Source organism: Pseudomonadota bacterium (assembly GCA_030860485.1).
Lineage (GTDB): Bacteria > Pseudomonadota > Gammaproteobacteria > JACCXJ01 > JACCXJ01 > JACCXJ01.
In genome coordinates this window covers 1-11,592 of record JALZID010000209.1, presented here as the reverse complement: position 1 = coordinate 11,592, position 11,592 = coordinate 1, and the positions used below count along the sequence as shown (strand labels likewise).

12 protein-coding genes are annotated in these 11,592 nt (G+C 63.3%); 4 read left to right on the top strand and 8 right to left on the bottom strand.

Annotated elements, in window-relative coordinates; genetic code table 11:
• Positions 1-278: 278 nt before the first annotated feature.
• Positions 279-1,328 (bottom strand): COX15/CtaA family protein, encoded by a 1,050-nt coding sequence (locus M3461_12365; GenBank protein MDQ3775084.1) that lies wholly within the window; start codon positions 1,326-1,328, stop codon positions 279-281.
• A gap of 118 nt (positions 1,329-1,446) precedes the next feature.
• Between M3461_12365 and M3461_12360 the strand changes: the two genes are divergently transcribed.
• The 4 genes from M3461_12360 to M3461_12345 are packed head-to-tail and all read left to right on the top strand — an operon-like array spanning position 1,447 to position 4,985.
• Complete coding sequence (locus tag M3461_12360) at positions 1,447-2,085, top strand: paraquat-inducible protein A (GenBank protein MDQ3775083.1); 639 nt, start codon at positions 1,447-1,449, stop codon at positions 2,083-2,085.
• On the top strand, positions 2,082-2,708 hold the full coding sequence (locus M3461_12355) for a paraquat-inducible protein A (GenBank protein MDQ3775082.1): 627 nt from the start codon (positions 2,082-2,084) through the stop codon (positions 2,706-2,708). Before M3461_12360 ends, M3461_12355 begins: the two co-directional genes overlap by 4 nt.
• A complete protein-coding gene (locus M3461_12350; GenBank protein MDQ3775081.1) occupies positions 2,701-4,335 on the top strand; it encodes an MlaD family protein in 1,635 nt (544 codons plus the stop codon). Before M3461_12355 ends, M3461_12350 begins: the two co-directional genes overlap by 8 nt.
• Positions 4,332-4,985: a PqiC family protein gene (locus M3461_12345; GenBank protein ID MDQ3775080.1), complete on the top strand. Its 654-nt coding sequence runs from the start codon at positions 4,332-4,334 to the stop codon at positions 4,983-4,985. The genes M3461_12350 and M3461_12345 overlap by 4 nt, the downstream gene beginning before the upstream one ends.
• Positions 4,986-5,182: 197 nt before the next feature.
• Here the strand turns inward: M3461_12345 and M3461_12340 are convergent, their stop codons facing one another.
• The 7 genes from M3461_12340 to M3461_12310 all read right to left on the bottom strand — a co-directional run.
• Positions 5,183-5,344: a hypothetical protein gene (locus tag M3461_12340; protein ID MDQ3775079.1), complete on the bottom strand. Its 162-nt coding sequence runs from the start codon at positions 5,342-5,344 to the stop codon at positions 5,183-5,185.
• Positions 5,345-5,357: 13 nt separating this feature from the next.
• The gene (locus tag M3461_12335) at positions 5,358-7,616 is read right to left on the bottom strand and encodes a type III restriction endonuclease subunit R (protein ID MDQ3775078.1); all 2,259 of its coding nucleotides are present in this window, start codon (positions 7,614-7,616) and stop codon (positions 5,358-5,360) included.
• On the bottom strand, positions 7,510-8,337 hold the full coding sequence (locus tag M3461_12330) for a DEAD/DEAH box helicase family protein (GenBank protein ID MDQ3775077.1): 828 nt from the start codon (positions 8,335-8,337) through the stop codon (positions 7,510-7,512). Before M3461_12330 ends, M3461_12335 begins: the two co-directional genes overlap by 107 nt.
• A gap of 3 nt (positions 8,338-8,340) precedes the next feature.
• The gene (locus M3461_12325) at positions 8,341-8,628 is read right to left on the bottom strand and encodes a DUF2442 domain-containing protein (GenBank protein MDQ3775076.1); all 288 of its coding nucleotides are present in this window, start codon (positions 8,626-8,628) and stop codon (positions 8,341-8,343) included.
• Positions 8,629-8,633: 5 nt separating this feature from the next.
• Positions 8,634-8,891 carry a DUF4160 domain-containing protein gene (locus M3461_12320; protein MDQ3775075.1) on the bottom strand — a complete coding sequence of 86 codons (258 nt, stop codon included), beginning with the start codon at positions 8,889-8,891 and terminating at the stop codon, positions 8,634-8,636.
• Positions 8,892-8,902: 11 nt separating this feature from the next.
• On the bottom strand, positions 8,903-10,810 hold the full coding sequence (locus M3461_12315) for a site-specific DNA-methyltransferase (protein ID MDQ3775074.1): 1,908 nt from the start codon (positions 10,808-10,810) through the stop codon (positions 8,903-8,905).
• 160 nt (positions 10,811-10,970) lie between these two features.
• Positions 10,971-11,592 (bottom strand): hypothetical protein (locus M3461_12310; GenBank protein MDQ3775073.1); only part of this gene is annotated, 622 nt, incomplete at its 5' end.

The window sequence follows — 11,592 nt, the reverse complement described above, 5'->3', positions numbered from 1 at the left end:
GGCGCGGCATGGCACGCCTGGCCGACATCGAGTTCGCCTACGATCTCTACCACTGAGAGCCCCTATGTCGCCTGCTCGTAAATGTCGCCGACCCTTTGTGCTCGATCAACTTGTGGGTAAAGACCAGCTCTCGGGGAGAGGGCTAGGGCGAGGGGATCAAGTAAAGGGCGATTTGTGACCGTGCGTACTATACCTGGCATCCTACTATGTTCGATCCTACAGCGGAAGTGTGCCGGGCCGTGATCTCTCGACGCTCTTGGAGGACAGCGCCCGCTGTCCTACGCGCTGGAACGCCCCCCGAGCTCCGCGGCGGTCCAGAGCGCAGCCGTCCAGAGCAGCACGGCACCCGCCTGGTGGGCGGCTGCGAGGGGGAGCGGCACGACCAGGATGAGCGTCGCGATCCCGAGCCCCACTTGAAGCAGGGCGGCACCGAGGAGGCCCCGACAGGCCAGGCGGGCGCGAGCCGGGAGCGGCTCGGACCCGGCGCGAAACCAAAACACCGCGATGAGGACTAGCGTCAGTATCGCGAGCACCCGATGACCGAACTGTGCGGTCACCGGGTTCTCGAAGAAGTTGCGATAGACAGGCTCGAGGAGCCAGAGCCCTTCAGGCACCAGTTGCCCGCCCATGAGCGGAAAGGTGTTATAGGCGAACCCCGCATCCAGCCCCGCGACGAACCCGCCCGAGAGGATGGTGATGCCGACGAGACCAATGAGTGCGGCAACGAAGGTGCGCAGGCGCCCGGAGGCCTCGTGTTCTGTTCCGGCGCCCAATAACCCCATGGCCAGCCACAGGCCATAGCCATAAATCAGGAGCGCGAGGCCGAGGTGCGCGGTCAGGCGGTAGGCGCTGACATCGGGGCGGTCGGCCAACCCGCTCTTCACCATATACCACCCGAGCACCCCCTGCGCGCCGCCGAGCAGGAACATCCCGACGAGCTGCACGGCGAGCGCCCCGGAGATCGTGCCCCTGATGAGAAACCACAGGAAGGGCAGGAGGAACAGTACGCCGATGAGTCGCCCCCCCAGGCGGTGCAGGTATTCGAGCCAGTAGATGGATTTGAATTGGGAGAGGTCCATGCCGCGCTTGAGCTTCTGGTATTCCGGGAACTGCCGGTAGGCGGCAAACGCCTCTTCCCATTGCGCATCGGACCGAGGCGGCAGGACCCCCGTGACCGGGCGCCACTCGACGATGGACAGGCCCGCGTGCGCGAGCCGGGTCACCCCGCCCAGGACCACCATGACGGCGATCGCCGCGCATACGAGAAAGAGCCAGACGGCGACCGCGCGCCGGGGCGGCGGGGATGGGCGGTGGGCAGGGGCGCTCATGCGGTACGTCTTAGGGTAGTGGATCTAGCGGTCACGCAAAAGGGATGGGCGGGCGTCGGGGTGCCCGGGATGACGCCGCGGCTTGTCCCGATCCCCCCGCATGGTACAGTGAGCGCTTGTGAAAAAGCCGTTGCGCTCGCGACCATTTTTTTCGACGCAGAGCCTGGTCGCCTGTCGGGAGTGCGACCTGCTCCAGCGCGCGGTCGTGCTTTCCGAGGGTGGGACGGCGCGCTGCCCGCGCTGTGACGCGCTGCTGTACCGGAAGGTCCCCGACAGCCTCGATCGCACCCTCGCCTATGCGCTCGCGGCCGCGACGCTCTTCGTGATCGCCAACACCTTCCCGATCCTGGGCCTCGATTCCCAGGGCAACCACACCTCGACGACGGTGTTCGGTACGGTGCAGGCCCTGCACGCGACGGGCATGAGCGCGGTCGCGGCGCTGGTGTTCGTGACCACCATCCTGATACCGGCGATCGATCTCGCCACCCTGCTCTACCTGTTGGTGCCGCTCAAGTTCGGGCGGCTCCCGCCCGGGGTGCCGGCGCTGTTACGCCTGATCCAGGCGGTCAAGCCCTGGGGGATGGTCGAGGTGTTCCTGCTCGGCATGCTGGTGTCGCTGGTGAAGCTCGCCCATCTCGCCAGCGTGCACATCGGTGTGGCGCTTTGGTCGTTCGCCGCGCTCATGCTGCTCCTGTGCGCGACGGCGGCGTCCTTCGATGCCCAGAGCATCTGGGCGCGGGTGCGGGCATTGCCGTGAGGGCCATCAGCGCCGCTCGATTCGGTCTCCTCGCGTGTCACGCCTGCGGTCTCTTGCACCGTTCGACCGCCCAAACGCACGCCTCGATGTGCAGGCGCTGCGGCGCGCGGCTGCACCCGCGCAAGCCCGCCAGCGTGGCGCGCACCTCCGCGCTGTTGATCTCGGCTTATCTCCTCTATATCCCGGCCAATGTCCTGCCGGTGATGGAAACCGGTTCGCTGTTCGGCGCGCAGACCGACACCATCATGAGCGGTGTCGTGTTCCTCGTCGTCACGGGCTCATGGCCGCTCGCGGCGCTCATCTTCTTCGCGAGCATCGTGGTGCCGCTCGCGAAGCTCGGTGCCCTCACCGTTCTCACCGTATCCGTTCAACGCCGCGCCACGTGGGCGCCGGAGCGGCGCGCGCGCATCTTCCGGATCGTTGCGTTCATCGGCCGGTGGTCGATGCTCGACATCTTCGTGGCCGCGATCCTGGCCGCGCTGGTGCAGTTCCAGGCGTTCGCGACCATCCGGGCCGGTCCGGGCGCGATCGCCTTCGGTGCCGTCGTGGTGCTCACCATGTTTGCCGCAGAGACCTTCGATCCGCGGCTGATCTGGGACCCGATCGAGGAACGCCGTGGCTGACGAAACGCCCATTCCGGATCTGGCCGATCTCCCCGAAGCCGTCGCGAAGACAAAGAAGCGCGGCTCGCTGCAACTCGTCTGGATCGTGCCCATCGTGGCGGCCGTCATCGGCGCCTGGCTGGCCGTCCAGGCATTCATCGAGCGCGGGCCGACCATCACCGTCAGGTTCAAGACCGCCGAGGGCCTGGAGGCCGGCAAGACCAGGATAAAATACAAAGAGGTCGACATCGGCCTGGTCACCGAGGTCGTTCTCGGCGAGGACCGCAAGACCGTCGTCGCCACGGCAGAGCTCAGCAAACAGGCCGAGTCGTTCCTGGTCGAGGACACGCGTTTCTGGGTGGTGCGGCCAAGAGTCGCCGGGGGCCAGGTGTCCGGCCTCGGGACACTCCTGTCCGGGTCCTATGTCGGCATCGATCCGGGCAAGGCCAGTAAGTCGCGGCGCAGTTTCAAGGGTCTCGAAACCGCGCCCATCGTCACCGGCGATCGGCCCGGCCGGCAGTTCGTCCTGCGCGCCGACGAGCTGGGTTCGCTCGAGATCGGATCTCCCGTGTATTTCCGCCGCCTACAGGTCGGTGAGGTCATCGGGTTCAAGCTGGCAAAGGACGGCACGGAGGTATCGTTCCGCATCTTCGTGCGTGCCCCTTACGACCGCTTCGTCACCGCCGACACCCGCTTCTGGAACGCCAGCGGCGTGGATGTGGCGCTCGATGCCGGCGGGTTCCGGGTCCAGACGCAGTCACTGACCTCCATCCTGCTCGGCGGCATCGCCTTCCAGACCCCACCCGATGTCGAGCCGGGTCCGCCTTCGGAGCCCAACACCCGGTTCACGCTGTTCGCCAACCAGGGCGAGGCGTTCGAGCACCCGGACACGGTCGCGGAAACCTATCTGCTCCTGTTCGATGAGTCGGTGCGCGGGTTATCGGTCGGGGCGGCGGTCGATTTCCGCGGCCTCACCATCGGCGAGGTGACCGCGATCGGTCTCGAAATCCATCCCACCACGATGGAGATCCACAGCCCGGTAGAGATCCGTATCTACCCCGATCGCCTGCGGGCCCGCTTGCTGAATCCCGTAAGCCCGGCTCGCGACCTCGTTGAGAGTGTACGACGCTATGTCGATCGCGGCCTGCGCGGCCAGTTGCGCAGCGGGAATCTGTTGACGGGCCAGCGCTACGTGGCATTGGATTTCTTCCCCAATGCCCCGAAGATCACCCTCGATACGACACGCACGCCGCTCCAGATCCCGACCATGCCGGGGACCTTCGAGGAGTTGCAGACCATGCTCGAGAGTATCGTGACCCAGCTCGAGCGAGTACCGTTCGAACAGATCGGCGACGACGTCCACAGGGCCCTGGTGAGGCTCGATCCATTGCTCCAGGCGGCGGACAAGCTGGTTAAGGACCTCGGCACCGGGATCGCGCCCGAGTTGCACGCGACCCTCGGGCAGGCACGCCAGACGCTCGCCACCGCGGAGCATGGTTTATTGGCGGCGGACGCACCCGTGCAGACCGATGTGCGGGAGACGCTGCGCGAGGTCCGGCGCGCGACCGAGGCGCTCCGTAATCTAAGCGATTTTCTCGAACGCCATCCGGAATCGCTGATCCGGGGTAAGCAGGAGGGCCGGCCATGACGGGCCGTCGCGCGTGGATCGGCCTGTCGCTGGCGCTCTTGGCCGTGGGCTGCGGCACGCCGCCGAAGGAATACTTCTACACACTGAGCGATTATACCCTGGGCGATTACACCCTGGGTGATTCCACCTTGGGCGATTACACCCTGGGCGATCTCACGATCGGCGATGTCGCCGCCGCCCGCTCGAACTACAGCGTTGCCATCGCTCCGGTGAGCGTGCCCGAGGGCGTGGATCGCCCCCAGATGGTGGTGCGCGCCGGCACCAACCGGGTCGAGCTTTCCGAGTTGCACCGCTGGGCCGAGCCGCTCAAGAGCGAGATCCCGCGTGTGCTCGCAGTGCATTTGCGGCGGGCGCTCGGCACGGCTCGCATCGCGACCGCGGATCAGAGCGCGAGCCTCGACGCCGATTACCGGATCGCGATCGATATCCAACGCTTCGAATCCACCTTGGGTGAAAGTGTCGTTATCGAGGCGCTCTGGAGCGTGCGCGCCGCACTGGGCGGCAGGGCCCGCACCGGCCGGTCCTTTGTCTCCGAGCCGGCGCGAGGCGCCGACCACGAAGCCTTGGCCGCCGCCCATGGCCGGGCGCTCGCCCAGATGGCAGGCGAGCTGGCCGGGGCGATACGCTCGCTGCGATCGACGGGCCTGTGAGCTGCGGCCTCTCGACGGGGCACGATGCCGACCCGCTCGCGAGCAGGGGCACGCGCGTCGCGGAGGGGCGCACGACCGTGCGCTCGAACGACCGGGAGTTAGGCCGTGCTCACATCCCGAGCCCCGCCTTTTTTCTGCTGCGCCGACGGCCATATCGGCCTCACCGCGAGGCAGGTCGAAGCCGCCACGATTACCCGTTACTTGGCCGGGTTGTGGGGCTGCGGATCGACGGCGGTCACTGACTCGCACGGGAAAATCGCTCGTGCCGTGGAAGAATGCACGACCTGAGCGGCCACCTCGTATGAGAGCAGCATCCCGTTGTAGGAGGCCGGACTGCGATGCGCCTCGTCGGCGATCACGACGGATCGGCGATTAGACTTCGTCGGCGGATACAGCGACTGCGAAGGGAACACCGAGGGTCTCGAAGTGCTTTTGGCCGCAACGCACCTTATCCGCCTCGACCGTTCGCAGCTTGAGAAAGTCCCGCGTGCCCTTTGTCTCGCGCACCAGGTATAGCGCCGTGCCATCATGTTTGAGAATCGCCCAGTCGGGGTTGTATTTGCCCACCGGCGTTTCGACCTCGAACCAGCCCGGCAGCTTCACGAACAGCTTGATGTCGTCGCGCTCGTCGAGCTTCTTCGCGAACTCGCGTTCCACCTCCGAGTCGTAAACCACGTACTCGTAGACCGACTTCTGCACCTGTAACGCGTTCAAGTAGTTGACGAGCTCCTCGTTCTTGAAGAGCAGCATCTCCCATTCCGTATCGGGCCCGCTACCATCGAGGCGCTCGTACTTGATGCCGTCCACGAGCAGGCGATGCAGCTCGTGCTTGAGAATGGCCGCCGTTTGGTCGAGGAAGCGCTGGGGATTCACGAATACGTCCGCCAGCCGTCCAGATCCGCGAAGAATGCGTGCCAGCGTGGATCGAGTGAGCTCAGTTTCGTTCTGGAGGTAGGCGAGGATGTCCGGTAGGACGCGCACGCCGTAGTCGGGCCGCTCCTCGGCGACCTGCATGGCCCGCGTCGTCACGCCACCCTTGCGGACGTCCACCTGCCCGGTCGCGACACGGATGCGGGGCGTTTCGATCTTCTCCATCGCCCGGATCGCCGCCACCGCGCGCCGCACCAAGACATTCGTCTCGAACTCCACTCGGTATGTGGTCTTGGGCTTGATCCGGTCCCAGAGCGCTTGGAACTGCGGCGTGAGGATCACCTCCTTCTTCAGTGGGTTCACGCCTTCGTCACGGTCACGTCGGATATGGCGCTCGATTTGGTACGCCGCCAAGAGATCCACGACGGCGGGGACAAGATCGCCCTGCGCTTCGGGCAATTCAAGCTTGAAACCCTTACGCTTCGGGTCGAACGCCGGCTGGATGCGTTCCTCGGCATCGAGCATGTTTTGTTCGACCAGAGCGGCGCGAATCGCCTCCGCGGCCTCCCGCCCGATCGACTGTTCCACGCCGTCGACGATGCGCGTTAGCTTGACCAGCGCCGTGAATGAGACCTTGCCGAACGTGACGCCGCAATCCTGCTCATACTCCGTCTGAAGCGCACGAGCGAAGTCCTCGTAGCTCTCGTTGGCCATCACGTACAGCTTGTTCACCGACTCATCGAACACTCGCACGCCGTCCTGATCCACCGGTAGGCGCAGGCCGCGGCCGATTTCCTGCCGCTTTTTCACGGCGCTTTTCGTATCATTCAGCGTGCAGATCTGGAAGACATTGGGGTTGTCCCAGCCTTCGCGCAGCGCCGAGTGGCTAAAGATGAAACGTAGCGGCTCATCGAGCGACAGCAACCGCTCCTTATCCTTCATGATGAGGTTGTAAACCTCGTCATCCGCCTGGGTGTCGCCACGCGTGTCCTTGAGCACCCCCTTCCTGTCCTGCGCGAAGTAGCCGTCATGCAGCCGCTCGACGGTCTCGCCGAGCCACGTCAGCTCGCGGTAGCGCTCGTCCCGGGCGAACTCCGCCAGCGCTTCCTCGAACGTGACCGCGAACTTGCCCTTCACGGGCCGGCCGTCTACATCGTAGTCGCGGTAGTTCGCCACGCGGTCGATGAAAAAGAGCGACAGCACTTTGATGCCCCGCGCCCTGACCTGGAGTTCCTTCTCCAGGTGCTTTTTCACCGTGTGCTTGATCTGCACCCGCCCGACGTCCTCGCGCAGGCCGCCGATCTCCTCGCCAAGGCGCAGCGTGCGGCCATTCGAGAATCGCAGGTACTCATTCCCGGGCTCCGCGCTGATCTCGGCCACCTCGAACCCGCTGCGGTAGGCGGCCCGCTCGTTGGAACGCATGAACAGGTCAACGCCCTGTTTCACCGTGACCGGTTTCTCTTTCGGCCCGTCGGGCGTCTGCACATGGATGCGGAGGTTCGCCTTGATCCCCTTCTTGTAGTCGATCTGCTCGAGGCGGACGAAGGCGTCGTTGGCCGCCGCCTCCGCCGCCGCGCTCGCCACCACGATCTGCTTCACGAGCTTCAGCTCGAAGGCACGTACCGGATCGAGCCGGTAAACGAGGTTGTAGGGATTACGGTGCGTGGCTGAATACCGTAGTGTGCAGAGCGGATTCAGCGCGCGGACCGCCTCCTGCGCTTTGCCGGTCGCATCCACGCTCTGCGGCTCGTCGATGATCACGATAGGGCGCGCCGCCTGTACGAACTCGATTGGCTGGCGCCCCGATAGCTTGTTCGCTCTCCTTGTAGATTACGTTGCTCTTCTGCTCTTCCTCGGTACCGGTGAAATTCTTGCGAAAGGCATCGATGTTGATGACGAGGATCTGCAGCGTGTTGCTGGTGGCGAACTGCCGCAGGCGGTTCACCTTCTTCGCGTCGTAGACGAAGTGCTCAAAGGATAGGTTGGTGTAGAGCGCACGGAAGTGCTGGGCGGTGATCTCGATATTCTTGAGCACCCCTTCGCGGATAGCGACGCTCGGGACGACGATGATAAACTTCTGGAAGCCGTAACGCCGCGACAGCTCGAAGATCGTGCGCAGATAGACATAGGTTTTGCCCGTTCCGGTCTCCATCTCCACCGAAAAATGCGGGCAGCGGCGTGGCTGGTTCGCAGGCGCGTCGAAGAGCTCCCAAGCCTCCAGCCCGGCGGCCAAGTCCGTGACCTCGATGTCGTTGCGAGTCTGGACCATCCTCAGGTTCGCGCGCAGCTTGTCCTCGGCGAGCAGCAGGCGGTTGCCAACGCCGAGCTCGGTGCGCTCCTGCCCGGCGAAAAGCCCCTCCATCGCCCCCAGATTGATGACGGCGTACTCCGGTACGCCCTGCGGCTGGCCGTCGAAGAGATGGGTAACGGCGGCCACGGCGTCGAGCTGGAAGGGCTGGTTGGGGTCGAACTGGAGTTTCATCTCTCAGGTCAAATATCCCCACTGTTTGAACTGGTCCTGAAGATCTCGGTCCTCGTGAAATGCCCGAAAGTAGACATATTCGGGCGCAAGGTCTGCACCGTTCGGCCAGGCTATAGTCTGGAGCTCCTCGTCCACCCTGAGCTGGGCAAAGAGTCGCTTGTCGCGCAGCGGCTCGAACATGGGTCCGCACAGGCTATCCGACAGGTCAGCTACGCCCTTCCGACCGTCATTGAAGGCCACTTCGACCTCATAGTCCTTGAGATATTTCGCGTTCACGACATGCAGAATCATGAAACCTACTCCAGCGGCGCGATGCGCTTGGGCGGTTTGCCCTCGCGGCACAGAAGCCAATCGTCTAGTAATTCTTGCTTATGAACTTCATACCACTCCAGCACATGCTGTAGCGCTCTCCGTGGGAACTTGCCCTCAACTATGCCCGTTTCGATGCCTACCTCGATCTCGTAGCTGCCGTATTTGGCGTGGAAGTGCGGTGGGGAGTGGTCGTTCCAGTACATGGAAATGACGATTCCCAGAAATCTGCTGACTATGGGCATAGGCGGGGTCCTCACACCGTCTTGAAGCTCGTGACGCCCTTGGTCTTGAAGATCTGCACGGCGTTGGCTTTGAGTGGGTCGTTGCCGGCGAAGCTCGAGTCGAGGCATACCACGCGCTCGGGCTGCATCGAAGCCATCGCGCGGATCGCTTCCAGCGTCAGCTCGCTTTCGAGGCAGATCAGCATCGCTCCGCCGGAGACGCCATAGACTGTCTTGCCGGCAAGCGTGAGCCTTTTGACGGGCGTCGTGAGCGGGAAGCCGCTCTTGAGTAGGATCTCGTAGAGCAGGTCATCCGCTGTGCGCCCTTCGCGGATATGTTCCACATGCAGCTCGAGCTGCCGGGCGAGGCCCTCTGCATCCTTTGCCTGATCCGCCTCCCAGGTCTTGAAGCTCGACTCATCGAGCTTGAAGACGCGGAAGCCACGGTCTTGCTTATTGTGTCTTTCCGCCCCCGTCATTCCGGCCATGGATTGGCCGGAATCCAGTGACAGGGATATTTGAACCGGATCCTGGATACCCGCTTTCGCGGGTATGACGGGGCTATTTGCAGCGCCATCCGCGTCATTCAGCTTTTTTATGACGCGGCGGACGCGCTCCTTGCAGATGTCGGCGATGGTCCGATAGTCCGCTCGATCCGTGGGCTCCGGGAGCTGAACGAGGATAAACTTGCGGTTGCCACCGTCCTGCTTGTTCAGGTCAAGGACGAAATGGGCGGTGGTACCGGAACCCGCGAAAAAATCTAGAACGAAATCAGAATCGTGTAAACAAAAGTCGGCGACCTCGCGCACAAGGATGCTTGGCTTCGGGTGCGGGAATACCTTCCTGTCGCCAAACAGTGCCTCCATCTCGTTAGCGCCTGCGCGGCTATCAAGAGTTATGACACTTGATAACTTTCCCTCGAAGTCCTTGAGGTACTCCTTAATCTGGATGATCTGGGTCTCGTCTTCACCAAACAAAATGCGCTCTTCGGCGATAAGGGAGTCCATCGTTGCCTTCGGAAAGCGATAGCCGTTGGCCGGTGGTACACACACCTTCTGTGTCAGTGGATGTACAACGTCGTACTTGTAACCGCCGGGCTTGGGATTGTGAACCTTCCTGCTACCCGTGTACGGGCCTCGTTCATCAACACGGTTGTAATGCGTCAACGGGACCAGTGACTCGGCGTTGTCACGGACAAACCTCCGGAAGTCAGCTTGAATGGCTGCGACGTTACCGCCTAGTTTATGTCGTAAGCGCTCGTACTCGGAAAGCATGGTGACCTTGGCATCGTCAGATTGGTTGGTCCACACTGCCGGAACCGCATCCTTGTCCCGGCCATAGCAGACTAAGTACTCGTGTTCTACGGCGATTCTTGTCGGGTTGTTGTCCGTTGCGCCCTTCCATACGAGGGTACCGAGCCAATTCTCTTCGCCGAAGATGTCATTGAGCATGAAACGAAGGCTGTGCAGCTCCACATCGTTGATCGAAACGAGGATGAAGCCATCGTCCCGCAGCAGATTCTGCGCGAGGTACAACCGCGGGTACATCATGTTCAACCACTTCGAGTGGAAGCGGCCGTCGGCTTCGGTGTTGGTGCTGAATTTCTTCCCCTGCGCATCCACCTGCCCGGTGTATTCGAGATAGGTGCGCAAGGATTCGCTGTAGTCGTCAGGGTAGATGAAGTCGTTGCCCGTGTTGTAGGGCGGGTCGATGTAGATCATCTTGACCTTCCCCAGATAGGACTTCTGCAGGAGCTTGAGCACCTCCAGGTTGTCGCCCTCGAGAATCAGGTTCTCGGTCGTGTCGAAGTCGATGCTCTCCTCAGGGCATGGGCGGAGCGTGGCGAGACTCGGTGACTGAATCGCCTTGAAGCAGTCGGCCTTCCCCGGCCAGTTCATGCCGTAGCGCTCCTTGCCCACGTCCACCGCCTCGCCGAGCACGAGCTTCAAGCGCTCGAAGTCGATCTTACCGCCCCCGGTGCGGATCTCCGGGAAAAGGTGCAGGAGCTCCTGGCGCTTCTCCTCGGCGATGTCGTGCGAGCGCAGGTCGAGCTTCTCGGGTTCGCGGGTGTGTTCGGTCATCTTCTTGTTCGTCGTCATGTCACGCGCCAGCGCAGGGTGAAGAGAGGCTCTCGCTCCAGCTTCTGCTCCAGCCGCCGCCCGATCTCGTCCAAGAACGCACTTTTTGCCGGTCTATGTCGCGGCTCGCCGCATCAAAAGCGCGCCAGGCGTCGTCGCGTTTTCCCTCCAGCACGCGCGCCTCCCGCTGGCGCTCGAGCTTTTCGGGCAGCGTCGGTGCGAGCCGCGCCGCTTTCTTCGCCGCCTTGAGCGCCTCGTCCAGCTCGTTAAGCGTGGCCTTGAGCGAGGCGCGGCGATCCTCCGCCCAGCGATCGAGCTTGTCCATCTCCAGATCGAACCAGCGGCCGTTGCGGCCGGCCAGCTCCTCGAGGAGTTGACGTTCTCTTCGCCCTTGGGTCTCAGCGAGTGCCACCGCGATCGGTTCGGGCACGGCGCACGCGCGCCCTACGGAGGCGGGCAGGTCGAACAGCCGGCGGCACTGGGAATCGTCTAGCAGCCTGTCGGACTTAGCGTGGATCTTTTCAAGCGCGAGGGGATCGGATCGGTCAGGGTTCCGATGAGCGAGCGCGCATGAGCCATTTCCGTCCCTGTGATCGTGACACCCCTTACCTGCTGCCGCCATCGTTGGATGACTGGCTGCCGAG